The organism is Nocardia testacea NBRC 100365, assembly GCF_000308775.1.
GTDB lineage: Bacteria > Actinomycetota > Actinomycetes > Mycobacteriales > Mycobacteriaceae > Nocardia > Nocardia testacea.
Window position 1 is genome coordinate 32,231 of record NZ_BAGJ01000006.1, and the last position, 22,836, is coordinate 55,066.

Annotated in this window: 27 protein-coding genes and 3 tRNA genes; 18 read left to right on the forward strand and 12 right to left on the reverse strand. The window is 68.0% G+C overall.

All coding sequences use genetic code 11. The annotated features are described in order from the left end of the window. Positions 1-27: 27 nt before the first annotated feature. The 5 genes from ON38_RS00830 (at position 28) to ON38_RS00850 (ending at position 2,870) form a co-directional block, all read left to right on the forward strand. A complete protein-coding gene (locus ON38_RS00830; RefSeq protein WP_039821537.1) occupies positions 28-354 on the forward strand; it encodes a type VII secretion target in 327 nt (108 codons plus the stop codon). Next, positions 354-1,079: a hypothetical protein gene (locus ON38_RS00835; RefSeq protein WP_039821539.1), complete on the forward strand. Its 726-nt coding sequence runs from the start codon at positions 354-356 to the stop codon at positions 1,077-1,079. The genes ON38_RS00830 and ON38_RS00835 overlap by 1 nt, the downstream gene beginning before the upstream one ends. A gap of 1 nt (position 1,080) precedes the next feature. Beyond that, complete coding sequence (locus tag ON38_RS00840; protein WP_039821541.1) at positions 1,081-1,578, forward strand: hypothetical protein; 498 nt, start codon at positions 1,081-1,083, stop codon at positions 1,576-1,578. A 14-nt stretch (positions 1,579-1,592) separates the two neighbouring features. After that, on the forward strand, positions 1,593-2,171 hold the full coding sequence (locus ON38_RS00845) for a hypothetical protein (protein WP_157181624.1): 579 nt from the start codon (positions 1,593-1,595) through the stop codon (positions 2,169-2,171). Between the two features lie 84 nt (positions 2,172-2,255). After that, complete coding sequence (locus tag ON38_RS00850; RefSeq protein ID WP_281004586.1) at positions 2,256-2,870, forward strand: putative glycolipid-binding domain-containing protein; 615 nt, start codon at positions 2,256-2,258, stop codon at positions 2,868-2,870. A 32-nt stretch (positions 2,871-2,902) separates the two neighbouring features. Here the strand turns inward: ON38_RS00850 and ON38_RS00855 are convergent, their stop codons facing one another. Then, positions 2,903-3,874, reverse strand: coding sequence for a prephenate dehydrogenase (locus tag ON38_RS00855; RefSeq protein ID WP_039821546.1), 972 nt, complete (start codon positions 3,872-3,874; stop codon positions 2,903-2,905). Positions 3,875-3,932: 58 nt separating this feature from the next. Here ON38_RS00855 and ON38_RS00860 point away from each other — a divergent pair, with 58 nt between their 5' ends. The 3 genes from ON38_RS00860 to ON38_RS00870 all read left to right on the forward strand — a co-directional run bounded on the left by ON38_RS00860 (position 3,933) and on the right by ON38_RS00870 (position 5,143). Next, positions 3,933-4,472: a tRNA adenosine deaminase-associated protein gene (locus ON38_RS00860; RefSeq protein ID WP_039821547.1), complete on the forward strand. Its 540-nt coding sequence runs from the start codon at positions 3,933-3,935 to the stop codon at positions 4,470-4,472. A 28-nt stretch (positions 4,473-4,500) separates the two neighbouring features. After that, positions 4,501-4,935, forward strand: coding sequence for a nucleoside deaminase (locus ON38_RS00865; protein ID WP_039821600.1), 435 nt, complete (start codon positions 4,501-4,503; stop codon positions 4,933-4,935). 120 nt (positions 4,936-5,055) lie between these two features. Continuing rightward, positions 5,056-5,143, forward strand: a tRNA-Ser gene (locus ON38_RS00870). 156 nt (positions 5,144-5,299) lie between these two features. On the opposite strand, the gene ON38_RS00875 is transcribed toward ON38_RS00870, so the two are convergent. Then, positions 5,300-6,106, reverse strand: a complete 807-nt coding sequence (locus ON38_RS00875; RefSeq protein ID WP_051164236.1) for a ferredoxin reductase — start codon at positions 6,104-6,106, stop codon at positions 5,300-5,302. Between the two features lie 174 nt (positions 6,107-6,280). Between ON38_RS00875 and ON38_RS00880 the strand changes: the two genes are divergently transcribed. The 3 genes from ON38_RS00880 to ON38_RS00890 all read left to right on the forward strand — a co-directional run bounded on the left by ON38_RS00880 (position 6,281) and on the right by ON38_RS00890 (position 8,453). Then, positions 6,281-6,892 carry a TetR/AcrR family transcriptional regulator gene (locus ON38_RS00880; RefSeq protein WP_039821548.1) on the forward strand — a complete coding sequence of 204 codons (612 nt, stop codon included), beginning with the start codon at positions 6,281-6,283 and terminating at the stop codon, positions 6,890-6,892. A 63-nt stretch (positions 6,893-6,955) separates the two neighbouring features. Beyond that, a complete protein-coding gene (locus ON38_RS00885) occupies positions 6,956-7,492 on the forward strand; it encodes a VOC family protein (protein WP_039821549.1) in 537 nt (178 codons plus the stop codon). A 112-nt stretch (positions 7,493-7,604) separates the two neighbouring features. Continuing rightward, on the forward strand, positions 7,605-8,453 hold the full coding sequence (locus ON38_RS00890) for a class I SAM-dependent methyltransferase (protein WP_039821551.1): 849 nt from the start codon (positions 7,605-7,607) through the stop codon (positions 8,451-8,453). A gap of 71 nt (positions 8,454-8,524) precedes the next feature. On the opposite strand, the gene ON38_RS00895 is transcribed toward ON38_RS00890, so the two are convergent. The 4 genes from ON38_RS00895 to ON38_RS00910 all read right to left on the reverse strand — a co-directional run bounded on the left by ON38_RS00895 (position 8,525) and on the right by ON38_RS00910 (position 10,993). Next, positions 8,525-9,697 (reverse strand): APC family permease, encoded by a 1,173-nt coding sequence (locus tag ON38_RS00895; RefSeq protein ID WP_085995318.1) that lies wholly within the window; start codon positions 9,695-9,697, stop codon positions 8,525-8,527. A gap of 201 nt (positions 9,698-9,898) precedes the next feature. Beyond that, entirely contained in the window at positions 9,899-10,204 is a 306-nt protein-coding gene (locus ON38_RS00900) for a hypothetical protein (protein ID WP_039821553.1), read from the reverse strand. 211 nt (positions 10,205-10,415) lie between these two features. Continuing rightward, positions 10,416-10,712 carry a hypothetical protein gene (locus tag ON38_RS00905; protein WP_157181625.1) on the reverse strand — a complete coding sequence of 99 codons (297 nt, stop codon included), beginning with the start codon at positions 10,710-10,712 and terminating at the stop codon, positions 10,416-10,418. Beyond that, the gene (locus tag ON38_RS00910; protein ID WP_039821556.1) at positions 10,709-10,993 is read right to left on the reverse strand and encodes a hypothetical protein; all 285 of its coding nucleotides are present in this window, start codon (positions 10,991-10,993) and stop codon (positions 10,709-10,711) included. The genes ON38_RS00905 and ON38_RS00910 overlap by 4 nt, the downstream gene beginning before the upstream one ends. A 176-nt stretch (positions 10,994-11,169) precedes the next feature. Between ON38_RS00910 and ON38_RS00915 the strand changes: the two genes are divergently transcribed. Next, on the forward strand, positions 11,170-12,384 hold the full coding sequence (locus ON38_RS00915; RefSeq protein ID WP_039821559.1) for a helix-turn-helix domain-containing protein: 1,215 nt from the start codon (positions 11,170-11,172) through the stop codon (positions 12,382-12,384). On the opposite strand, the gene ON38_RS00920 is transcribed toward ON38_RS00915, so the two are convergent. After that, positions 12,385-12,690, reverse strand: coding sequence for a putative quinol monooxygenase (locus ON38_RS00920; RefSeq protein ID WP_039821561.1), 306 nt, complete (start codon positions 12,688-12,690; stop codon positions 12,385-12,387). Positions 12,691-13,049: 359 nt separating this feature from the next. On the opposite strand from ON38_RS00920, the gene ON38_RS00925 reads away from it, so the two are divergent. Then, positions 13,050-13,229, forward strand: a complete 180-nt coding sequence (locus ON38_RS00925; protein WP_157181626.1) for a hypothetical protein — start codon at positions 13,050-13,052, stop codon at positions 13,227-13,229. Positions 13,230-13,436: 207 nt separating this feature from the next. Here the strand turns inward: ON38_RS00925 and ON38_RS00930 are convergent. The 3 genes from ON38_RS00930 to ON38_RS00940 all read right to left on the reverse strand — a co-directional run bounded on the left by ON38_RS00930 (position 13,437) and on the right by ON38_RS00940 (position 14,462). Continuing rightward, positions 13,437-13,509: transfer RNA gene (locus tag ON38_RS00930), tRNA-Arg, on the reverse strand. A 36-nt stretch (positions 13,510-13,545) separates the two neighbouring features. Continuing rightward, positions 13,546-13,635 (reverse strand) — tRNA-Ser (locus ON38_RS00935). A 92-nt stretch (positions 13,636-13,727) separates the two neighbouring features. After that, the gene (locus ON38_RS00940) at positions 13,728-14,462 is read right to left on the reverse strand and encodes a dienelactone hydrolase family protein (protein WP_039821564.1); all 735 of its coding nucleotides are present in this window, start codon (positions 14,460-14,462) and stop codon (positions 13,728-13,730) included. Positions 14,463-14,556: 94 nt separating this feature from the next. On the opposite strand from ON38_RS00940, the gene hisC reads away from it, so the two are divergent. Beyond that, the gene (hisC, locus tag ON38_RS00945) at positions 14,557-15,636 is read left to right on the forward strand and encodes a histidinol-phosphate transaminase (RefSeq protein ID WP_039821565.1); all 1,080 of its coding nucleotides are present in this window, start codon (positions 14,557-14,559) and stop codon (positions 15,634-15,636) included. A gap of 7 nt (positions 15,637-15,643) precedes the next feature. Here the strand turns inward: hisC and ON38_RS00950 are convergent, their stop codons facing one another. After that, entirely contained in the window at positions 15,644-16,708 is a 1,065-nt protein-coding gene (locus tag ON38_RS00950) for an alpha/beta hydrolase (RefSeq protein ID WP_039821602.1), read from the reverse strand. Between the two features lie 305 nt (positions 16,709-17,013). On the opposite strand from ON38_RS00950, the gene ON38_RS00955 reads away from it, so the two are divergent. Genes ON38_RS00955 through ON38_RS00965 form a run of 3 tightly spaced genes read left to right on the forward strand, consistent with a single transcriptional unit; the run spans position 17,014 to position 19,350 of the window. Beyond that, entirely contained in the window at positions 17,014-18,147 is a 1,134-nt protein-coding gene (locus ON38_RS00955; protein ID WP_174372377.1) for a DNA cytosine methyltransferase, read from the forward strand. Next, the gene (locus ON38_RS00960) at positions 18,144-18,602 is read left to right on the forward strand and encodes a very short patch repair endonuclease (protein ID WP_281004588.1); all 459 of its coding nucleotides are present in this window, start codon (positions 18,144-18,146) and stop codon (positions 18,600-18,602) included. Before ON38_RS00955 ends, ON38_RS00960 begins: the two co-directional genes overlap by 4 nt. A gap of 28 nt (positions 18,603-18,630) precedes the next feature. Then, complete coding sequence (locus tag ON38_RS00965; RefSeq protein WP_051164245.1) at positions 18,631-19,350, forward strand: maleylpyruvate isomerase family mycothiol-dependent enzyme; 720 nt, start codon at positions 18,631-18,633, stop codon at positions 19,348-19,350. 241 nt (positions 19,351-19,591) lie between these two features. Here ON38_RS00965 and ON38_RS00970 read toward each other — a convergent pair whose 3' ends face one another. Beyond that, positions 19,592-21,979, reverse strand: a complete 2,388-nt coding sequence (locus tag ON38_RS00970; protein WP_039821568.1) for an MMPL family transporter — start codon at positions 21,977-21,979, stop codon at positions 19,592-19,594. A 257-nt stretch (positions 21,980-22,236) separates the two neighbouring features. On the opposite strand from ON38_RS00970, the gene ON38_RS00975 reads away from it, so the two are divergent. Further along, complete coding sequence (locus ON38_RS00975) at positions 22,237-22,827, forward strand: TetR/AcrR family transcriptional regulator (RefSeq protein ID WP_051164237.1); 591 nt, start codon at positions 22,237-22,239, stop codon at positions 22,825-22,827. The last annotated feature ends 9 nt before the right edge of the window (positions 22,828-22,836 follow it).

The window sequence follows — 22,836 nt, forward strand, 5'->3', positions numbered from 1 at the left end:
GGGAGCACCGCGGGAGGGAGGGGCCGCATGCCGGAAGAACTCGAGGTCGATCCGGACCAAGTAGAGAAATTCTCGGCGAGCTTGAAGAAGCTGGCGGACGAGAACGCAAGTGCCACCGCCTACATAGACAAGTGGTTGGTGGTCGACAACAGCGTGTGGGGTGACGGTGGGCTGATCCGTCTCGGGCTCGGTGCGATCAGTGAGGCGTACGACAAGCTCAAACCGAACTACGAGACGCTGGGGAGACTGTCGGCTGCCGCGGCGACCGAACTGACGGCGGTGGCCCAGATGTACCGGACCACGGACAGGGCCAACGCCGCGGCATTGGATCGTACCTACGAGGGTGGCAAGTGATGGCCGGCGCACCTGTCGAGAAATTGGCCGAGCCCGCACTCGAAGATCCGATGAACGACAAGTTCGAGCTCATCGTGACCTCCAACGAGATCTCACCCACCTATTGGGCATGCACGTGGCTCAAAAATGTTGTGGGTGTCGACCCGGTGGAGTGGTTGGCACAGAAGATCTCCGGTGATTGGGAGGCTCTGCAGAAGGCGGGCCGGGCGGTCGAGAATCTCGCGGCCTACAACGCGAGTTTCGCCGCCGAGATCGAGAACGCGACCAAGGCCGTCGACCCGGCCTGGGACGGCAATGCGGCAGCGAACGCGCAAGCGTACTTCGCCGAATTGGCTACGGCGGTCGCTGCGCAAGTCGAATCCTTGAAGACCATCGCAGATGAGATCGAGAACTTCGCGAACGCGGCATATTACGGTGCGAAGACGATCGGCGACGGTGTGCAGACCCTGTTGGATATCGGCGCCATTGCCCTGATCCAATTCGCTGCGCTGAAAATGGCCGCGGTCTCGGGCGTGGGCCTTGTCGCCACCGCGGCGCTTGCCGCGGCCGCGACCTTGACCACCCTGCGGGCAATTGCCGCATTCAATATGCTGGTCTCCGAGCTGACCTCGGTCTATATCGGCTTGGAAGGGATAGCTGGGCTCGTCTATGCGGGCATAGGCGCGATCCAGTCCGCCGATCTGCCCACGCTGCCGCAGAATTCCTACGATCACCCGGGGGCGTGACGTGAGTTCATCCGAGCCGATACACGACCTGGCGCGGGGAGATATCGCGGTGTCGCGTCAGCTGTCCCAGGCGCTCCAGGTCATCATGGACGGTACGACGGACCCGCGGCTGAAGAGTGAGATCCGCGCCATTCTCGATGGCCGGGCCAGCGCCCGGGAACTCATGCACAGCGACGCCTTCAATGTGGTTCTCGATCAGACCATACCCGCGGCCATGCAGGAGTTCGCCGAGATGCCGGAAGAGGAGCGGCAGCGGCTCGCGGAACAGGGGCAAGAGGAACTCGACCGCCTCCGCGATCAGCCGTCGGCATGGTCTGAGCCGCCGCCGGCGGAGCCGGTGGCCTCGTCACCGCCGGTAGCGCCGCAAGCGCCCGCGCCTCCGGTTCGGCCGCAGCCGGGAGGGCCCAAGTCCCACCGTGACCAGGTCGTCACCCCCGACGAACCCGATGAGGACGACCTCTACTTCCGTGATCGCTGGAAGAACGGCTGGATGCAGTGACCGGGCGGGAGCGAGTGCTCTTCGATACGGAGGTGTCCCCGGACCGTCTTCCGATTCTGTCGACCGCGCCGCTCGAACTGGAAGTCGCCGAGTCTCTGCCCGATGTCTGTAGTGAACACGGTCTTCCATCCGTCGAGAGCCGTCCCTTCGTGGTGAATTCCATGGGGCAGCCGGGGTCGGAGATACCGACTATGCGGGGTTTTCTCAGTTCGATCAGGCTGCCTTGGAAGCCTGGGGAAAACTACGGGGTACAGGCTCGCCTGCGATTCGAATGTCCGGCCTGTGAGTACTGCCTGTACGAGGTTCGGCGTTTCCGGCGGCGGGCGCTGCTGGCGCTGTCGGCCGTCGTGCTGACGCTCGCGGCACTCGTAGCCGTGGTCCTCTTCGAGGTGGAGCAACTCTATGTACCGCTGGGATTCGCGGTGGTGCCCGGATGCTTCCCCATCGCGTCGGCTGTGGGCTTGATCGCGTGGATGCGATCGGACTACTTCGCGGATGTCTGGTTGACCGATTCGACCGAGCAGTTGATCGTGTCGGCGCATCCGGACTTCGTCGCGGCTGTGGAACGGCTTCGAGCGCGGGAACGCGATTGAGAACCGCCCACGGATGGTGACGCCGCGACGCGGAACACGGCCCGTATGGGCGCTGCCGGCGCGGCTCTTGCGTACGGTGGACACGTGACGCAATCGAGCGACGTAACCCCCGGACCGGCGGCGACGCCGGCCGCCGGGCGGTGGCCCGCGGTTCTCACCTGGCGTGCGCACGACGGCTCGCGAATGGAATCGGTCCGCGTAACGCTCAACGGCAACCGCATCCGTGCCAGCGGCCGGATCATCGGCGCCGGCTGCGGCGAGCACACCGCGTTCAGCGCCTCCTACGACCTGGTCACCGATGAGAACGGGGCGACCAGGCGGTTGTCGATGAGCAGCACCACCGCCGCCGGGGAACGGCACGCGTCCCTGGCCCGTGACGAGGAGAACTACTGGCTCGTCGACGCCACCGGCGCGCATATCCGGTCCATGTTCGGCGGTGCCCTGGACGCGGACGTGGTGCTCAGCCCGTTCTTCAACACCCTGCCCATCCGCCGGTTCGGCCTGCAGCACGCCATGGAGGATGTGCAGGTCCCGGTGGTCTATGTCCGGTTGCCGGAGCTGACAGTGCAGGAGGCCGATCTCGTCTACAGCAGCGCCGGGGACGGGATCAGCGTTCTCTCGCCGGTGTCCAGCGCGACTCTCACCGTCGACCCGGACGGTTTCGTGCTCGACTACCCGGGACTGGCCGAGCGGGTCTGAGCCGCCGTCGCGCCCGGCCGCTCCCGCGCGGCTCAGGCGTCGGCGGCCGGTTCGATCGCGAGGTGGGTGATGACACCGCCCGCCCGGCCCGCTTCCTGCAGCTTCTCCAGCCAGCCCGCCGCCCCCGGGGAGATCTCGGTGATCTCCCAGCGTTCGGCCGTTTCGTAACGCTGCCGGGCGGCGTGCCCGGCCGCGGTGAGATCGGCGAGGGAGGTCTGGGCGCTCAGGGACTCCCTGGCCTCACCCAGGGCGGTCAGCGTCTCGTCCAGTACCGCCAGCAGGGCCTCGGAGTTGGGTTCGCAGATCGCCCGCACCAGATCGGGTGCGGTTCCCGCGACCCGGGTGCCGTCGCGGAACGAGCCCGCCGCCAATCCGAGCGCGAGGTCGCCGCCGCGGGCCCCGGCCACCGCCAGGGCTTCGGCGAGCACATGCGGTAGATGCGAGATCCGGGCCACGGCCCGGTCGTGTTCGGAGGCGGTCACCGGGACGGCCACCGCGCCGCAGTCCAGAGCCAGTCGCGTGACGCGCAACCAGACGTCGGCGTCGGCGCCCGGGTCCACCCCGACCGCCCACGCCGCGCCGCGGAACAGTTCCGGATCGGTTGCCTGCCAGCCCGACTCGGCGGTACCCGCCATGGGGTGCCCGCCGACGTAGCGGGCTTGGAGCCCGTATCGGCGCACCGCCGCCGCGACAGGGGCCTTCACACTCACCACATCGGTCAGCGCGCATCCCGGCGCGTGTTCGGCGATTGCGTCGAGCATCGCGTTCACGGCCGGCATCGGTACCGCCACCACGATGAGCGCGTCGGCCGCGGCGGCCCGGCGCAGCACCGCCGCGAGGTCGTCGCTCACATCGAAACCCGAGGTCCGTGCCGCCGCCACGCCCGGCGCCGAACGGTTGTATCCCCAGCAGGTCCGACCGGCCGCGGCCGCCGCACGCAGCAGCGAGCCGCCGATCAAACCCGTTCCGAGAACACAGAGCGCCGTATGGTCGTCAGCAGTCACCGGAACAGATTCGCATACGACTTCATCTAACGGCCTCGGGCCGACTACCGTTGCGCCCATGGCAGCACAGCGCTCGGGGACGAACAGGGCGACGTCGGACGATTACGACGATGTGGAAGGGTTCGCGGTGGCCGTTGTCCGGGAAGACGGTACCTGGCGGTGCACTCCGTTGACCTCGGCCGCGCTCGGTACCCTGTCGGCCGCGGAGAACGAGCTGAAAGCGCTGCGTTCCTCCGGCGCGGTCTTCGGACTCCTCGACGTCGACGACGAGTTCTTCATCGTGGTCCGGCCCGCTCCCAGCGGTACCCGGCTGCTGGTGTCGGACGCGACCGCGGCGATCGACTACGACATCGCGGCCGATGTCCTCGAGGAACTCCATATCGACATCCCCGATATCGATCCCGACGAGCTCGACGATGTCGAACCCTGGGAGGAGGGCGACCTCGGCATCCTGGCCGATCTGGGCCTGCCCGAACCGGTGCTCAGTGTGATCCTGGCCGAGACCGATCTCTATCCCGACGAGCAGCTCGCGATGATCGCCCAGCGGCTGGGCTTCGCGTCGGAGTTCTCCGCGGTGCTCGACAAACTGCCCCGCTGAGGTGAGCGTCCCGCTCGCCGATATCGAGATGGTGCGTACGGCCCTCGCCGTGGCCGCCACCGCCGACCCGCGGGATGTACCCGTGGGCGCGGTGGTGTTCGACAGCCGGGGCCGGGAGCTGGCCCGTGCCACCAATGCCCGTGAGGCCTCCGGCGACCCGACCGCGCATGCCGAAGTACTGGCCCTGCGCCGCGCGGCCGCGGTCCACGGCGACGGCTGGCGGCTCACCGGCACCACCCTCGCGGTGACCTTGGAGCCGTGCACCATGTGCGCCGGTGCGCTGGTGGCGGCCCGGGTGGATCGGCTGCTGTTCGGGGCGTGGGAGCCGAAGACGGGGGCGGTCGGGTCGCTGTGGGATGTAGTCCGCGACCGGCGTCTCAACCATCGTCCCGAGGTGCGCGGCGGGATCCTGGAAGCCGAATGCGCGGCGATCCTCGACGATTTCTTCCGGGCCCAGCGCTGAGCGCCTCTTCGGCGAGTTGTCCGGTGGCTCGCCGATGTGGCGGCGGGCGCGGTCTTCCGGAGATTCGCAGGTCGGCCCCCCGATTTAGGGATACGGGGCGGTTCCGGTATTGTTGCGGGCGGTGGCGTGTCCGAGCGGCCTAAGGAGCACGCCTCGAAAGCGTGTGAGGGGTAACCCCCCTCCGAGGGTTCAAATCCCTCCGCCACCGCTTCAGCCCCTTACCTGTTACGGGTGAGGGGCTTTTTCTTGTCGTGGGCGTCCGTCGGCCGCCGCGCTTCGCGGGGTCGCATATGCCGATGTTCCGGCCGCGCGTGGGTCCTACGGCATGATCACCCGGGGCAAATGGTGCCCTCGGACAGCAAGGTCACCGGCACGGCCGGGACGGTACCGCTGCCGGGTCCGGGTCGGCCCGGGTCGCCGGGCAACGCTCCAGATGGAGTGTGCAGGTGGGGTTCACCCGGGGCAGGGCGCGCGCGGCGGCTTCCTGCATGGAAGTGGGGCCGCAAACATAAACGGCCGCATGCGGGTTCGCGCGGGCGAGGATCTCCTCCATATCCGGAGTCCCGAACTCGTCGTCGGGCCGGATGACCGCGCCGGGGACCCGGTCGAGAAAGGGCATCGACTCCCGGCTACGGCCGGTGTAGACGAGGCTGCCGCGCCGCCCGGCCGCCTGGGCCATGGGGAGTATGGGGGTGATTCCCATGCCACCGGCGACGAAGAAGTATTCGGGCGCGTCGATGAACGGGAAGGTGTGCCGGGGGCCGTACACCCGCAGCGCGTCACCGCTGCGGAGGCTTTCGTGTATTTCGATCGACCCGCCGTTGCCGTGCGGCATGAGCCGGACGGCGATGCGGTAGGCGGATCGGTCGCTGGGGTCGCCGCACAGCGAGTACTGGCGCCGGCGCCCGGAGGGAAGGGATAGTTCCAGGTGGGCGCCCGGTAACCAGGCGGGCAACGGGTCACCGTCGGGGTCCACCAGGACCACGGTCACCACGTCGACGGCCTTGCGCCGGATCGCGGCGACCACCAGCCTGCGGTTGAATCCGCTGTGCCAGAGCACCTTCGAATGCGGCAGCAGGGAGGCGGGCCGGTGGGCGACGAATATCGACCGGCAGACGTCCACGGCCGTACCGATCATCTGGAAACCGCGAGCCGGTACCTGGGTGCCCATCAGTTCTCTCCCGATAGTCGGGATGTACGACGCACCAGGGTGAAACAAGCGGCTGCTTGGCTGGTCTGCACCATTCGGCGAATGTACATGGCAACATAATTAATAGCAATGTTGCAATATTGCGAGTGCCCGATAGGTGTTTGCGCTCACGCGGTACTTGCTAGCGTTAACTGCATGTCCGCCGCGTATACATCGTCACCCGGACTGCAGGACGGTATCGAGGCTCGCATTCTGGACGCGGCGTTGATCAGATTCAGCGAGTTCGGCGTCAAGAAGACGACCATTGAAGACATCGCCCGGCAGGCCGGTGTCGACCGCGTCACCATATACCGCCGCATCGGTTCCCGCGACGACGTGGTGCAGGCCGTCGTGAGCCGTGAGGTAGCCGGGGTCCTCATCGAGGTCGACGCCATCTCCACCCGGCACACCTCGCTGGCCGACCTGATCGCCGATATATTTGTGACAGTGGTCACAAGGTGGCGTGATCATCCGCTGGTCAAGCGGATGCTGACCGTCGAACCGGAACGCATTCTGGAAAAGCTGACCGTGGAAGGCGGCCCGGTCTTCGCCATGTCGGTGGCGGCCGCCCACACCGCCCTGTGCCGCGCCGCGGACGCGGGCCTGTTCACCGAACCCGCCGATCTGCTGACCCGCGCGGAAGTGGCGTGCCGACTGGTGCACTCGTTCATCCTCTGCCCGTCGGGCCTGGTGCCCTTGGAATCCGACGAACAGCTGGACGAATTCGCGCGCACCTATGTGGTTCCCATCGTGGCCGCCGAGCGGTGAAACACCCGGCCGGCGGTGGCGGAGCGGACAGGAACTGACCGCAACCGATGTCATGCTCGCGCCATGACCACTTCACCTCTTATCACCCCGGTGTCCGAACTCGGCAACGGCTACGGCAGCCTCAATGCTTTCGCCGCGGTCAAGGGCCCCGGGGGCGCCCGGGCCTTCATCGAATTCCTCGGCGCGGTATTCGACGCGGTGGAGACCCCGGAGGCACACGCCGTCGATACCGACGGGCTGCTGATCCACGCGGAGGTGCGGATCGGCGACTCGTGCCTGATGGTGGTGGACTCCAAGCCCGACTGGGTGTTCACTCCCGCACTGCTCCAGGTCAATGTGGCCGACTGCGACGAGATACTGCGACGGGCCGCGGACCGGGGCGCGCGGATCATCACCGAGACCACGCCCTTCTACGGAGTTTCCTCACTCGCCCGCCTCATCGATCCCTGGCGGAATGTGTGGTGGTTGTTCGGGCCCGCGATCGAGAACGCGCCGGAACCGACCTGGGATCCGGACGCGGCGACCGAAGAGTCCGAGATCCACGCGACCATCTGCCGGGCCCTGCGCGAATTGTCCGCTCCGGCGAGCTCGACGCCATAGTTCCGGGTCCAGCGGTGCGGGGACTCCTCGGCCCGATAGCGGCAGCGTCACGGTTGCGGCGCGGATCGGGGAACCGGCCGGACAGCGCGTGCCGTCCTGGAGAATCGAAGGTATGACCGGTCTCGTCCTGACGCCCGAGCGCCGAACCGAATTGGCCGCGTTGCTCGACGACGAGGCCCGGTTGCGGAGCGCATACCCGAAGGTCGCCGAGTATCTGGCCACCGCGCCGCTGCTGGACGGGACCGGCGATCCGCACGCCGACGCGGCCTTCGACCTGCGGTTCGTGCACTACATGACCGGCGGCGAGACCGAGTCGGGCAATCCGTATTGGGATATCGTCGGCCCGGCCGCCGGCCCCGCCGGTGATCGGCGGGTCGTCGACGGCGGCAACCCGCGAGGCAGTGTGCGGCTGGGGTTCGCCCAGACGATCCTGCAGGCCATCTACGCCTACGCGATCCCCTCACCGGAGACGCTCGACTGGATCGTGGCCTTCGGCGCGGGACGCCCGGTGGTCGAATTGGGGGCGGGGCGCGGTTACTGGGCGAAACTGCTCGCCGACCGGGGCGTCGCGGTGACGGCGTTCGACTCCGCGCCGCCGGACACCGCCGTGAACGTGTCTTTTCCCGGAAGCGCCGGACATCCGGCGGTGTGGTTTCCGGTCGGCGCGGCCGAGGGGTTCACGGCCGGATTGTCCGAGGAATCGATCCTGTTCCTGTGCTGGCCCCCGGGCTGGGGCGATCGGATGGCCTCGGCCGCACTCGAACTCTTCGAGTCCCGGGGCGGCCGGCGCCTGATCTACGTGGGCGAACCCCGGGGTGGCAAAACCGGCGACGACGACTTCTTCGATCGGCTCGCGGCCGGGTGGTCGCTGGAATCGGTGGACGAGCGGCATGTCTGCTGGTGGAATCTCGGCGATACGGCCCAGGGGTGGGTACGGAACGGACATCGGCGCCCGGCCTGAATCCGGCGTTGCCCGGCAGCCGGGGAGGCGCCTGATCGGCGCTCCCCGCAACCTCCGACCGGCCCACACGTTTACCGTGCCCTGGCACGAACGAGGTAGATCGCGATTCCCACAGCGGTAACCGTCAGACCGGAAGCCACTGCCGGCCAGGGCAGGGTGAAGGCGAGCAGGAGGCATCCACACAGTCCGAGGACGGGGATCACCCGCGGTGGCCGGTTCTCGGCCGCGGTCAGTGTCCGGGCCGAGGCGTTGGCGACCGCGTAGTACAGGAGCACGCCGAAGGAGGAGAACCCGATGGCCGATCGCACATCGGCGATCGTGACGACCACCGCGACGACCACCCCGACGCCGATCTCGGCGCGGTGCGGCACACCGAACCGGGGGTGCACCGCCGAAAGCGTCCGAGGCAGGTACCGATCGCGCGCCATGGCGAGCACGGTGCGTGAGACCCCCAGGGTCAAGGCGAGCAGCGAGCCGAGCGCCGCGGTGGCGGCACCCGCACGGACCACGGGTTCGAGCCAGGTCACGCCGGTCGCGCGGACGGTCTGGGCGAGGGGCGCGGTCGCCTCCGCCAACTGCCGGGGCCCCAGCACGGTGAGCGCGGCCACCGCGACCACTGTGTAGACGGCCAGCGTGAGGGCCAGCGCGAGTGGGATCGCCCGCGGAATCGTGCGCGAAGGGTCGCGTATCTCCTCGGCGAGGGTGGCGATTCGCGCATATCCGGCGAAGGCGAAGAACAGCAGTCCGGCGGCCTGGAGGATTCCGCCGACGGTCACCTCGCCGTCGAACGCCGGCCGCGTCGTATCGGCGGGCCCGGCGGTGAACGCCGCTACCACCACAGCGGCCAGCACGCCCAGCACGACGGCGACCACGATGCGGGTCAGCACCGCCGATTTCTCCACGCCGCGGTAGCCGACCGCGGTCAGCACCACCACGGCGGCGACAGCGACGGCATGCGCCCGGTCCGGCCACACATAGGCGCCCACGGTCAGCGCCACGGCCGCGCACGAGGCGGTTTTGCCGACCACGAAACTCCAGCCCGCCGCGAACCCCCAGAACTCTCCGAGCCGCTCCCGGCCGTACACATAGGCGCCGCCGGAAACCGGGTACCGCGCCGCCAGCCGCGCCGACGAGGTGGCGTTGCAGTAGGCGATCACCGCCGCGACCGCCAGCCCGAACGGCAGTCCCTCCCCGGCAGCTCGCGCGGCCGGCCCGAGCGCGGCGAATATCCCCGCACCGATCATCGAGCCCAGACCGATCACCACCGCGTCGGCCACCCCCAGCCGCCTGCGCAGCCCCTCCGGCGGCTGGTCCGGCACAGACGATCGTTCGGCCACAGCTTCTCCTAGCAGAACACCGAGACAACACCTCGGGCAACCGACGGGCCGATCCGCGATCCATGCCCCGATCGGCGCCTTCGCTGCCCGAGCCGCCGCACGGCGCTCTCAGTCGATGCCGGCGCGATACCTGTTGACTGCTTCCTCGAGCTGCCCGCTGTCACCGGAATCCTCCCGCTCGACGGCTCGGAGCACGTCCGAGACCTTGGCCATGCGCCGTTCGACCTGCTCGTGGTAGTTCTCGATCCCGGGCTCGTGGTAGGCCGCGACAGCAGCCAGGACTTCGTCGAGTTCCGTCGCCACATCGGCCGCGCCCGACTCCACCAAACGGTCGCGCACAGCGGTCAGGTCGTCTCGGTGGCCGAGCAGTTCCTCGGGACCGAGTTCGGACAGATGGTTCTCGCTGCCGCTCATGTCTGCGTTCCTCCCGGCTCGGGTTTGTGTGGGGATCGGTCCTCACCGCCGGTATAACCAATTTCCCGGATCGTTATCGCCGCAGATACCCGAGCTACCGGCCGGCGAGCAAGATGGCTGTCCACATCATGATGTGCGTGTCGATCGGGGGCGGGCTGTTACCCGACCGCTGCGCTATATCGGTCCTCACGGCCGTTGATCCTGTGGGTAACTATTGATCGATCACTCCCGCCGTGGTCACCAGCACCGCGAGCGCGGCCATCACTCGCCACGAGTGAGTTCGCTGTATTTCGTCTCGAGTGAGATGCGGAACCACAATTGCCTCGGCGTCCGATTCCAGTAAGTGATGAACAGCGATGAGTGCCGCCAGCTGAGGTGCTGTGTCCGTGACGACCGTGTATACGATGTCGAGGCCGTACTCCTGCGCCAACCGCTCGATATGGCTGCTGTCGCAATCGGCCCGGCGTAGCACGAGCGCTCTTCGCCCTTCGGATGTCGGTTGGCTCATGGGCGTACCCGGGCTGCGAACTCGACCGCGGTCTCGAAGCGGGGACAGCGGTGTTCGGCGTGAGTCGCCATAACCTGATGCGCATGTGCGTAGCCGCGAATCGGAGCCCGCGAACGGCAATGTGTGGTGGGTTGCTCTCTACCGCGCAGGCCGTCGGCGATCTGCCGCAGGATCTTCGGGTCATCGGCGACCCAGACTTTTCCCGCATGCAGGAGTTTCAGTGTCGCCGCCATCGCCCGGTACTTCGGTGCACGGAAGGGCAGCGCTGGGATCTCGGCCATTCGGAGACCTCGGTCTTGTTGTGGATGGGTGTGGATCAGTGGCGTTCTGCTTCATCGGTGACAGAGCCGCCCCGGTCGAGCGGCGCAGTTGTCGTATGGAGACTGTGCCCGTACGCCTCGATACCCGAGTACCAAGCTTTTTCGCACCCGAAGGTCCCCTGCGGCGGTTTACTCGAATGGTGACGGAAACGACCGACGATGCTGTAAGCTCTCGTGTCGCCCAGGCCCGGAAGCTGGCCGGTATAACGCAGAGAGAGCTTGCCGCGCGAGCGAACGTGTCGATCGGTCTCGTTCGCTCGGTGGAGCAGATGCGGGTGCCTGCTACTGCCGCCTTCTTGGGAGCGGTCTCCAAAGCCCTTCGGGTCGGGGTCGCCGACCTGACCGGGCAGCCGTTCCTTCCGGCGCCGGGGCACGACGCCGAAATGCATGCGGCCATCTCCGGGTTGCGTACCGAACTCGCCGCCTACGACATCGACAATCACGCGGTATCGGAGGTACGGCATCCAGAGCAATTGCGGGAGCCAGTGGACCGTATCCGCGTCTACCGCAGGAACGCGTCGTTCCATCGCTTGGGCGAGGAGCTCCTACCGCTGATGGGTGAACTCCGGGCAGCGGTGCATCGAAGCGCTGGTCGAGAGCGCGAGCAGGCGGCAGCGCTACTGTGCGAGTTATACTACTCCGCACACAGTCTCGCCCACAAGCTGGGTTATACCGACCTTGCCGGAACCGCTGTCGACCGCATGACCTGGTCTGCGGCGAAATCCGGCGACCCGCTCTGGATTGCTGCGGCCCAATTTCAGCGCGCGGCCATCCTGACCTCGGGTGGAGATTGGACTGCGGCGATGCGCTTCCTGGAGAGGTGCCGCGCTGATATCGAGCTTCGGCTCGGCTCCGCTACCCGGCCCGACCTCATCGCCTGGGGTGGTCTCCATCTCCAGTCGGGTTTGGCCGCGTCCCGCTCCGGAAAGCGCGATCTTGCCGATGAACATCTGGAAGAAGCTCGCGACGCGGCGCGACGATTGGGAGACGACCGCGATCAAATACTGTCGTTCGGCCCGACCAATGTGGGGATATGGTCGGTCGCACTTTCGGTAGAGGCGATGGATGCGGCGACGGCATTGAGCCGAGCACACACGGTCGTGATCCCGGCGACTACACCGAGAGAACGGGCCGGACATCACTACATCGACCTGTCGCGGGCATTTCTGCTTCAGGGCGACCGGGCAAAGGCATTGGAGTCGCTGTACAGGGCGAAAAGGATCGCGCCCGCCCAGACCCGGTACAACCCGATGGTCCGTGAAACGGTGCGGTCCCTGGCTCGGGCCGAAGCGCGCAGGGGCGATGCCGTACACGGGCTGGCCGTCTGGTGCGGGATCGCCGACCGGCTGTGATCAGGGAAGGCCCTTGGCTGTCGTCGGAGCGAGGAACTCCACTCGGACATCGGCCACATATTCGGCGCGCCGATCGAGGAAACGGCGCGTGTGGGGCTGTCGCTCGTGCTCCTCGAACGCTTCGCGATCTCGGTAGACCTCGTAGAAGATGCGACCCAGCGGGGCGTCCGTCACGGTGTGAATGGCGTAGACGAGGGTCCCAAGTTCCGACTCGGTGATGCCCTCGGCTGTCTCCGCCACCAATCGGTCGAACGCTGCGGCAGCTTCGGCGTCTTTGAGGTCGAACCTGACCACGAGCGCGAACATCGAGCCTCCAATACCCGGACTGCACGGAGAGGCCAGTGTCGCACGCGTTCGCCCTCGCGGCAGGGGAGGGCGAACGCCCTACCGGTCCAAATCGGCGGCTACTGGCAGCTCGGCCGGGTAATTCCCGGCTTCCGGTATCACTCGGCTTCTGCTCGCCGGTGTGGTCCCCGGATGGGGTCAGTACGGCAGCCCGTTCGGGTAGCAGACGGGTCGGTCGGTGCCTGAGCCTGTGCGGGAGCGACGGACCTCGGTACGCCACCGGCCGGCAGGCGGCTGCCGAAGCTGTCCGGGACGACACGGCCGCGAGCATCGCTGCCGGCTTCCGACCGTCGCACACACGTTCGATTATGCTGCGATCTGTGATCGAAATCGGCGACAAGGTGCGCATCGGGGAGTCCGGCGGGTCCGTATTCGTCGTGCGTGCGATCGACCCGGACGAGGGCCGCGCCGTCATCGAACCGACCGATGAGAACGCAGCCGGTGGGTACCCCTTCTCTATGCCCCTCGGCGCGCTGACGCCACTCGACACCGACGCCTGAGTGCGACCGATGGACAGTGGCGTGGCGGACGATGTAGTGCACTGCCCTAGGGGGTGGACCTGAACCCGGACGTCCGAAGCGCGCCCGAACGGTGCGCCGGTGGCCGGCCGGGCTTGGTCCTACCGGGAAAGCGTCGGGCCCTGGTGGAGGCGCTCGAAACGCCGATCGGCCCCCGATCCGCTTTCGCAGGTCGGGGGCCGATCTCTGTGCGCCCGAAGGGATTCGAACCCCTAACCTTCTGATCCGTAGTCAGATGCTCTATCCGTTGAGCTACGGGCGCATACGCGTATTCAGTTGTCGCCCGGTTTCCCGGGCGTGGCGGAGGCGAGAGGATTTGAACCTCCGGTCCCCGTGAAGGGACAACTCATTAGCAGTGAGTCCCATTCGGCCGCTCTGGCACGCCTCCTGGAGCCTTCTCTTCGAGGGCACCGGTCCTTTCGAACCGCCGAGCAGAAAGGCTACCCGAGCTTGTATGAAAACTGCAAAACGGCTGGTCGATCAGCGTAAGTGGCTGTCGAACCAGTCGAAGATACGAGTTCGGGAGTCGATCAGGTCGTCACCGTCCTCACCGCCCGGGTGATCGGCGCGGTGTAGCCGGCCGGGGTAGGTGACCACGAGGCTGGCGACGGCGGCGGTGGCGGTGGCGTCGCGGAGGGCGTCCACATCGTCGGCGGAGGTTTCCGCCTCGGGCCCGAACAAGCCCAGCCAGGGGGCTTGCAGGCGGGGGGCGGCCGTCACGAGTGCTTCGGCCTGGTCGGTGATGGGGGTGGTGATGCCGGTGGCGCCGACGCTCACCGCGGCACCGACGGGGCGGTTGGTGGCGACGAGGAAGGTGGCGGTGCCGGCGGTGTCGAAACCGAGCACGCCGATGCAGTCCGGGAAGACACCGCGGTGGGTGAGCCAGTCGAAGCAGGCGTCGAAATCCTCGAAGAGTTCGTCGCCGTACACCCCGGACGACGACGCGGTGGCGCGGTGGAAGAGGTTCGGTGCGACGACCAGCCACCCTTCGCCCGCGAGGGCGCGCATGAACTCCAGCAACGATCCGGTGAACTCCCGGGCCTCGTGCAACAGGACGATTCCGCCGCGGGCGTAACCGTCCGGTTCGATGACTGTGATGGGCACATGTTCGTCGGCTTTCGGGCTGGTGGCAGCCCCTGTCGGCTCTTGGTCGTGTCCGTTCGCTTCCGGTTCGCCGCGCCGCAGCAGCGCGATATCGTCATAAGTGCCCGACATGTTCCCAGCGTAGGGCGATATCCCGGGACCGGGGAGAATTAGTGGTTGAGCAGCCCGAACGTGGCTCGATCGAGACCGGAACTAAGCTCGTTACGTGACCGCGCACATCCGGCCGGACCTCGATTCCATTCCGGCATACGTTCCCGGCCGCAGCCATCCCGGCGCGGTCAAACTGGCGAGTAACGAGACCACCATCGGTCCGCTGCCCGCCGCGAGCAAAGCCATCGCCGAAGCGGTGGAACTGGCCAACCGCTACCCGGACAACCAGTCCGGCGAACTGCGAGCGGCGCTGGCGGAGTTCCTCGGCGTCGAGCCGGCGAATATCGCGGTCGGTTGCGGAAGCGTGGCGCTGTGCCAGGAGCTGGTCCAGATCACCTGCGCGGATCCGGCCGACGAGGTGCTCTACGCGTGGCGTTCGTTCGAGGCCTATCCGATCATCACCCAGGTCGGCAACGCGACGGCGGTGACCGTGCCGCTGCGCGACCACGTCCACGATCTGGACGCGCTCGCCGCCGCCGTTACGGACCGGACCCGGCTGGTGTTCGTGTGCAACCCGAACAACCCGACCGGTACCGCGGTCGGCAAGGCGGAGCTGGAACGTTTCCTGGACCGGGTACCCGGCAATGTCCTGGTCGCGCTGGACGAGGCGTACTACGAGTACCTTCGGGGCGCGCCCGGTGATCATCCCGACGGCGTCGAGCTGGCCCGGAACCGGCCGAATGTGGTTGTGCTACGCACCTTCTCGAAGGCCTACGGGCTGGCGGGGCTGCGGGTCGGGTACGCGGTGGGCGCGCCGGAGGTCATCGCGGCGCTGCTGAAGGTACATATTCCCTTCAGCGTGAGCCGGGTCGCACAGGCCGCGGCCATCGCCTCCCTGGAGGCGCGGCCCGAACTGCTGGACCGCACCGAAGCGGTGATCGCCGAACGCGACCGGATGCGCACCGCGCTGCTGGCGGCGGGCTACCGGGTGCCGCCGAGCGAATCGAACTTCCTGTGGATCACGCTGGACGCCGCGACCACCGAGTTCGCGGAGGCGAGCGCGGCGGCGGGTGTGCTGATCCGCCCGTTCGCCGGTGAGGGAGTGCGGGTGACTGCGGGTGATCCGCACGAGAACGATCTGTTCCTGGACTTCGCGACCGACCCGGCGACCGCGGCCCGTTTCGCCGGCGCCTGACCGGCGTTCAGCCGAGTCCGATCCCGCCGGCGATGGTGGGCCAGGAGGTGACCAGTTCGTCGGCCCAATAGGGCCACGAATGGGTTCCGGTCGGGCGGAAGTTGGCTGTGTAGGTGATGCCGAGGGTGTCGAGGCGCTGGGCCAGGCGGCGGGTGCAGAAATCGGTGGCGGCCTCGAGCGGGCCGCCCATCACCACGCTGGTCGGGGTTTCCGGGTTGGCGAGGGTGTCGTGGATACCGGGCCGGCCGCTGCCCACCGATATGTAGAGCGCTTTACCGCGCAGCGCGGCGGCGTGCAGGGTCACATCGTGGGCGAGCCAGGCCGGGTCGTCGGGGGCGCCGAACATATTGTCCGGATCGCCCTTGTAGGTGGAGATGACCACGCGGGCCTGGGCCTGGCCGAGGTCGGTACCGGTGGAGAAGCATCCGCTGTGCGCGCCGACGGCCGAGTACAGGTCGGGTTTGCGGATGGCGAGCATCATCGCGGCCTCGGCGCCCATGGACGTGCCGATCACGGCATTGCGGCCGTTGCCCGAGAACCGGGCGTCCAGCAGCGGGGGTAGTTCCTCGGTGAGGAAGGTCTCCCATTTGTTGACGCCGAGCACCGGGTCGGGTTGCTGCCAATCGGTGTAGAAGCTGGCGGGGCCGCCGACGGTGAACACCACATTGACCGGTTTGTCGGCGAAGAACCGGGCGGCGTTGCCGCGGTCGAGCCAGTTGTTGCTGTCGGGTTGGGTGCTGCGGCCGTCGAGCATGTAGACGGTGGGGCGGGGTGTGCTCCGGTCGGCGGGCAGCAGCACCAGCACCTGCACCGTGCGATGCATGGCCGGTGAATCGACGAATACCCGCATCAGCCGGTCGGTCACCGGTTCGGTACCGATGATCGCGGCCCGCGGCGCCCGGACCGGTTCGGTTTTCTCCACCGGGCCGGGGTCCTCGGCGGAGCCGGTATCGGGCCGCGCGGGCGCGGCGTGCAGCGGCCCGGGGACGGCGGCCGCGGCGCCGGGCAGGATCGCACCGGACAGGGCGAAAGCGCCCGACACCACGGTGGCCAGACCGACACGCAACTTCATGGCGCCCATCCTGCCAGACCCGCCGAGTCGGCCCGGGAACCTGAAACCATCAGTGATAAACCCATTGACCAGGCGTTTCTACGGCGTTGTCGCTGAGCGACTCTCAATCTTCCACGATCGACTCGCGGGCCGGGGCGCATATGCGACGGTGGCGTATCTCACGGTTGCGGTGGGCTGCCGGAGCGCGGCTCGGACGGTAATCGCCGGCTCGGGCACCGCGACCCGGAAAGCCGGAGCAATCCCCGGAGTAACCTCCTTTCGGGAGCCGGACCGGATGGAGAGAGGACTTCGTGACGGGCGCGCGGATGGTGGGGCTTTTCGCCGGGATCGGAGGACTCGAACTCGGGCTGTCGGCGCACGGATGGCAGACGGCGCTGCTCTGCGAAATCGACCCGGGCGCACGGGCGGTGCTGGCGAGCCGCTTCCCGCACGCCGAACTCCACACCGATATCACCCGGTTGCGGGCGCTGCCGCCGGACACCGAACTGGTCGCCGCGGGTTTCCCGTGCCAGGACCTGTCGCAGGCGGGACGCACGGCAGGTATCACCGGCACCCGATCGAGTCTGGTGGACCATGTGTTCCGGCTGGTCCGGCGCAAACGCGGGCCGCGCTGGCTGCTCATCGAGAACGTGCCGTTCATGCTGCAGCTCGGTCGCGGGGCCGCCATGCGCCATATCACCACGGCCCTCGACGAACTCGGTTACACCTGGGCCTACCGGGTGGTGGACGCGCGCGCGTTCGGGCTGCCGCAGCGACGCAACCGGGTGATCATGCTGGCCTCGCGCACCGAGGATCCGCGCACCGTGCTGTTCGCCGACGATGCCGGACCGCGGCTGCTGGGCTCCCCGGAGCACGACCCGTGCGGCTTCTACTGGACCGAGGGCGTGCGCGGCCTGGGTTGGGTGGTCAACGCCGTCCCGACCTTGAAGGGTGGGTCGGGTCTGGGCATCGCCAGCCCGCCCGCGGTGCGGCTGCCGTCCGGGGAGATCGTCACGCCGGGGATCACCGACGGGGAACGATTGCAGGGCTTCGCACCCGGCTGGACCGAACCCGCGCTGGACGCGCCGGGCTTCCGGCCTGGGCAACGCTGGAAACTGGTGGGCAACGCGGTGAGTGTGCGGATGGCGGCCTGGGTCGGCTCCCGGTTGCGTACTCCGGCCGAGCCGATACCGGGGCATATTCCGCTGCCGCCGGGCAGTCCGTGGCCGGGCGCGGCGTGGGGGCGGGCCGGATCGGCGTTCGAGGTGCCGATCTCACCGTGGCCCGTGCACGATCCCTACGAGGATCTGCGGTTCTTCCTCTCCGATACCCAGTTGCTGTCGGCGCGGGCCACCGCGGGTTTCCTGCGCCGCACCGGGATGGGGTCGTTGCGTTTCCCGGCCGGGTTCCTCGACGATGTGCAGGCCCACCTGGATCGGATGGGAGGCTGGGCGGCGTGACCGGCGACCCTTCCGGCTCGTGGCGCCCGCCGACCGACGCGTCCACCAGCGCGCGAATGTCGCGGCAGCGGCGCGCCCACACCGCCCCCGAACTCGCGCTGCGCCGCGAACTGCACCGGCGGGGCCTGCGCTATTTCGTGGACCGCGCGCCGATCCGGGGACAGCGCCGCCGCGCCGATCTGGTGTTCCCGCGCCGGCGGATCGCGGTCTATGTGGACGGCTGTTTCTGGCACCGCTGCCCCGACCACGCCACCGATCCGAAGAACAATGCCGCCTGGTGGGCGGAGAAACTGGCCGGCAATGTGGCGCGGGACCGGGCCACCGACGCGGCATTGCGCGAGGCGGGCTGGCAGGTCGTCCGGATCTGGGAACACGAGGATCCGGTGCGGGCCGCCGACCGCGTACAGGCCGCCCTGGACAGCGCTGCGCCGGGAGCGGAAACCGCTGGGACATAGGCGTACCGCGGAAGTAGTGTCGGAAGCCGTGCCCAGCGATTTCATCGAACTGCTCACCGTGCGGACGCAGGCCGTCACCGACGCCACCCGTGCGCTCCTCGCCACCGTCGACACTCTCGACGACGCGGCGGTCGCCGCCCCCTCCGCGCTTCCGGGCTGGACCCGGGGCCACGTCCTGACCCATCTGTCCCGCAATGCCGACAGCCTGGTGAACCTGCTGCTCTGGGCACACACCGGGGTGGAGACACCGCAGTACGCCAGTGCGGCGCTGCGGGATTCCGATATCGAGGCGGGTGCGCCGCGCGCGCTCGCCGAACAACGCGCCGACCTGGTGGAGTCGGCCGATCGGCTGTCCGGGATGGCCGGGGTGCTCTCCGCCGAGCAGTGGCGGACGGAGGTCCGGACCAGGCAGGGCACTCCCGTCGAGGCGACCCGGATCCCGTGGATGCGGTTGCAGGAGGTCTTGATCCACCATCTCGATCTGGACGCCGGCTATACGCACGCGCACTGGCCGGCCGATTTCGTGGCCGAACTGCTCGCCGAGGCCGCCGTCGACCTGGGCGGGCGTGCTGGGGTGCGGCCTTTCACGCTCGACGCGACCGATACGGGTTTCACGGCGATCGTCGGGGCCGGGGAGCCCGAACAGGTCGTATCGGGCCCGGCGTCGGCGCTGCTGGCCTGGCTGCTGGGACGCGGCGCGGACCGCGCGCTGCCGCGGCCGCTGCCGGAGCTGCCCGCCTGGCGTTGAGTGGAGCTGCCGCCCGAAGGCGAGCCGCCGACTGATGTCGAGCGGGACTGCCCGGCGTCGAGTTGCGGCCCGGCGTCGAGCGGAGCTGCCCACCGGACGCTGAGCGGAACTGCGCTCCCCGGCTAGAAACCGGCCTCCGGGCGTGGAATGGAGCTGTCTCCCGGCATCGAGGGACTGCCCCGGAAACGAAACTGCCGGCGTCCGCTGCGGACGCCGGCAGTTTCGATGAGATGCCGGTGGATCAGACTCCGGCGGGTTCGGATTCGACCGCGTGGGTCTTGGCGCGCTGCTGGAGCTCGCGCAGCTTCGTCCCCTCGACGTCGATATCCGGCAGGATCCGGTCCAGCCAGGCCGGCATCCACCAGGCCCATTTGCCCAGCAGCGCCAGCAGCGACGGGATCAGCACCATCCGCACCAGGAAGGCGTCGAAGAACACGCCCGCCGCCAGGGCGAAGCCCATGGACTTGGAGGTGATGTCCGGCGAGAGCATGAAGCCGCCGAACACCGAGATCATGATGATCGCGGCCGCGGTGACCACGCGGGCGCCGTGGTGGTAGCCGCTGACCATCGCCTCCTTCGGATCCTTGCCGTGCACGTATTCCTCGCGCATGCGGGTCACCAGGAATACCTGGTAATCCATCGCCAGGCCGAACACCAGGCCGATCAACACGATGGGCAGGAAGCTGATGATCGGATGGGTGTCCTTGACGATGCCGAAGGCGCCCTCCTGGAAGATCAGCACCGTGACGCCGAAGGTGGCGGCCATCGACAGCAGGAAGCCCAGGGCGGCGGTGAGCGGTACCAGGACGGACCGGAAGACCAGCAGTAGCAGGACGAACGCGGCCGCGGCGACGATCGCCAGGTACGGGATGATGCTGGCCAGCAGGACGTGGTTGACGTCGGCGTAGATGGCGGTCTGGCCGGTCACGCCGTACTCCATGCCGTACTGCGCTTTCAGCGCGGCTTCGGCGTCGCGGGCGTGTTCGACCAGGTCCTGGGTCGCGGCACTGTTGGGGCCGGAGTTCGGCACCACCTGGAACAGGGCGGCCTGGCCGTCTTCGCTGGGCTGCGCCACGCTGAGGTAGTCCACCCCGTCGTAACCCGCCAGTTCGTCCCGCAACGCGGTCAGCGCGGCGTCGCGCTGATCCTGCGGGGTCTCGGAGAGATCCACCGCGACCACCAGCGCGCCGTTCTTACCCTCGCCGAAGCCCTCGGTCTGCAATTCGTAGGCCTTCCGCACCGAGGAGTCCTCGGGCATGCTGTCGCCACCGGGCAGACCCAGGTTCAGCTGGGTGGCCGGGGCGGCGAGCGCACCCAGCACGATCGCGCTCACCACCAGTGTCAGCACCGGGACCCGGGCGATGATCCGGGCGAAACGCATCCCGTTGGTGACCGAATCGTCGTCCTCGGGGTCGTGCTGGGCGACCAGCGGCAGTTTCGGTTTGAACAGGAACCGGCCGAGCGCGCCGAGCAGCGCGGGCATCAGGGTGATGGCGGCCAGGACCGCGAACCCGGCGGCGATGGCCCCGCCGATACCCATCATGGTGAGGAAGCCGATCCCCACCACAGACAGCCCGAGCAGCGCGATCACCACGGTGAGCCCGGCGAACACCACGGCAGAACCGGCGGTGCCGACCGCGACACCCGCGGCTTCCTCGGGTGAGTCCTGGACCACCAGCTCGTGTTTGTACCGGGAGACGATGAACAGCGCGTAGTCGATGGACAGCGCCAGGCCGATCATGGAGGCCAGGATCGGGGTGAATGTCGGGACCTCGGTCAGCGAGGTGCCGGTGAGGATGAGCGCGCCCGCGCAGGCGACACCGACGATGCCGGTGACGATCGGGACGAACGCCGCCACGATGGCGCCGAAGGCGATGATCATGACGATCAGCGCGACCCCGATACCGATCATCTCGGCCTGGCCGGATTCGGCCTGGGTCTGGGCGATGGCCCCGGTGAGTTCCACGGTGAGGCCGGCGTTGCGGCCCTCCTGGGCGATGGCCTCCGCGGCCTGCCGGTTCTCCTCGGTGATATCGGAGAAGGTCGGCATCGTGAATTTCACGTCGAGCACGGCGACGGTTTCCGGGTTGCTCTCGTTGAGCACGTTCAGCGGAGCGCCGCCGCACAGACCCTTGAACTCCGGGGACCCCCGGCCGTCGAGGCAGTTCGGCTCCGGCAGCGGCGGGGTCTGGCCGGGCGCGAGTTCGGCCGCGGCCTGCGCCTGTTCCTTGGCGGCTTCCTGGCTGGCGGGCATCATCGAGGTGGCGAGAACCGGGTTGACGGCCTGCTCGGTGTGATCGACGATGTCGAGCTCGTTCAGCCGCTGGACCAGCGCGTCGAGTGCGGTCATATTCGGCTCGTCGGTGAGCTTGCCGTTCTGGGCCGCGATCACATAGGTGCCGTTGATGGCGTCGATGCTGAACATCTTCGCCATCTGGGGCATATGTTCCTCGAGGATGCCGGTGGCCTTCTCCGACGGTAGTCCCGGCATCTCGAAGCTGTCCTGGAACGGTTTGGACAGCGAGGCCGCCGCCCCACCGAGCAGTACCAGGATCAGTGCCCAGACGGGCAGCACTATCCATTTCCGGCGGAAAGCGAACTTTCCCCATCTGTACAGGAATACGGACACGAGGGATTTCTCCTAGCGAGGCCGGGACGGTTTGGTCATATGCGCTGTGACGAGCTGACGGCCGACGTCGCTATCGCGGACCGGGCTGCGCGGGCCGGACGCTTTCGCGTGCCCGGAGCCGATGGATCCGCCTACACGGTGGACGCCAGATGTATCTACCGTACGGTAGGTAGGCTACCGGCAGGTTAAGCGGAGGAACAAGCTCGACTTCCGGTGCCGACCGGACATGCCACCGGGAGAACTAGAAGGGGCCGAGCATGGCGAATCGCAGAACTGGAGACCACGTTACCGCAGGTCGAGATACCAAGCGGGCCATCCTGGACGCCGCCGTGCGGCTGTTCGTGGCCAAGGGTTACGAAGAGACGAGCCTGCGTGAAGTCGCGGATGCGGTCGGAATCACAAAGCCGTCGCTCTACTATCACTACGCGTCGAAGCTCGATTTGCTCGTGGCGATCGTCAACCCCCTTCTCGACGATCTACGCGCACTCGCCGAGGAAGTCGAGCGGATGCCTCCGGACGTCGAGGCCCGCAGGACTGTCCTGCAGTCCTATATCCGCACCATGATCCGGCACCGCGACGCGGGCGAGATGATGCTGCGCAACGCCGTTCCCATCGTCAACGCGCTGGCCGACCAGTATCCGGTGATCGTGGACGCCAACAAGGCGTTACGGAACTGGCTCGCCGGTCCCCAGCCCACCGCGGTCCGGCTGCTGCGGGCAAGCGCCGCCATGGAAATCCTGGCCGTTGCGCTGATTTCGAACGAGATCGTGCAGGACACGGGAGATGATGTGGTGGAGGCGACGCTGCTGGAAGCGGCGCTCGCGGTACTGCAACCCGGCGCCGACTAGGTTTGTCGC

What these genes read in the sequence shown, in the direction of transcription:
- ON38_RS00830 (WP_039821537.1), top strand. Translation starts at nt 28, where the DNA reads ATGCCGGAAGAACTCGAGGTCGATCCGGACCAAGTAGAGAAATTCTCG.
- ON38_RS00835 (WP_039821539.1), top strand. Translation starts at nt 354, where the DNA reads ATGGCCGGCGCACCTGTCGAGAAATTGGCCGAGCCCGCACTCGAAGAT.
- ON38_RS00860 (WP_039821547.1), top strand. Translation starts at nt 3,933, where the DNA reads ATGGCAGCACAGCGCTCGGGGACGAACAGGGCGACGTCGGACGATTAC.
- ON38_RS00865 (WP_039821600.1), top strand. Translation starts at nt 4,501, where the DNA reads ATGGTGCGTACGGCCCTCGCCGTGGCCGCCACCGCCGACCCGCGGGAT.
- ON38_RS00875 (WP_051164236.1), bottom strand. Translation starts at nt 6,106, where the DNA reads ATGGGCACCCAGGTACCGGCTCGCGGTTTCCAGATGATCGGTACGGCC.
- ON38_RS00880 (WP_039821548.1), top strand. Translation starts at nt 6,281, where the DNA reads ATGTCCGCCGCGTATACATCGTCACCCGGACTGCAGGACGGTATCGAG.
- ON38_RS00885 (WP_039821549.1), top strand. Translation starts at nt 6,956, where the DNA reads ATGACCACTTCACCTCTTATCACCCCGGTGTCCGAACTCGGCAACGGC.
- ON38_RS00890 (WP_039821551.1), top strand. Translation starts at nt 7,605, where the DNA reads ATGACCGGTCTCGTCCTGACGCCCGAGCGCCGAACCGAATTGGCCGCG.
- ON38_RS00895 (WP_085995318.1), bottom strand. Translation starts at nt 9,697, where the DNA reads ATGATCGGTGCGGGGATATTCGCCGCGCTCGGGCCGGCCGCGCGAGCT.
- ON38_RS00900 (WP_039821553.1), bottom strand. Translation starts at nt 10,204, where the DNA reads ATGAGCGGCAGCGAGAACCATCTGTCCGAACTCGGTCCCGAGGAACTG.
- ON38_RS00905 (WP_157181625.1), bottom strand. Translation starts at nt 10,712, where the DNA reads ATGAGCCAACCGACATCCGAAGGGCGAAGAGCGCTCGTGCTACGCCGG.
- ON38_RS00910 (WP_039821556.1), bottom strand. Translation starts at nt 10,993, where the DNA reads ATGGCCGAGATCCCAGCGCTGCCCTTCCGTGCACCGAAGTACCGGGCG.
- ON38_RS00915 (WP_039821559.1), top strand. Translation starts at nt 11,170, where the DNA reads ATGGTGACGGAAACGACCGACGATGCTGTAAGCTCTCGTGTCGCCCAG.
- ON38_RS00920 (WP_039821561.1), bottom strand. Translation starts at nt 12,690, where the DNA reads ATGTTCGCGCTCGTGGTCAGGTTCGACCTCAAAGACGCCGAAGCTGCC.
- ON38_RS00940 (WP_039821564.1), bottom strand. Translation starts at nt 14,462, where the DNA reads ATGTCGGGCACTTATGACGATATCGCGCTGCTGCGGCGCGGCGAACCG.
- ON38_RS00950 (WP_039821602.1), bottom strand. Translation starts at nt 16,708, where the DNA reads ATGAAGTTGCGTGTCGGTCTGGCCACCGTGGTGTCGGGCGCTTTCGCC.
- ON38_RS00955 (WP_174372377.1), top strand. Translation starts at nt 17,014, where the DNA reads ATGGTGGGGCTTTTCGCCGGGATCGGAGGACTCGAACTCGGGCTGTCG.
- ON38_RS00975 (WP_051164237.1), top strand. Translation starts at nt 22,237, where the DNA reads ATGGCGAATCGCAGAACTGGAGACCACGTTACCGCAGGTCGAGATACC.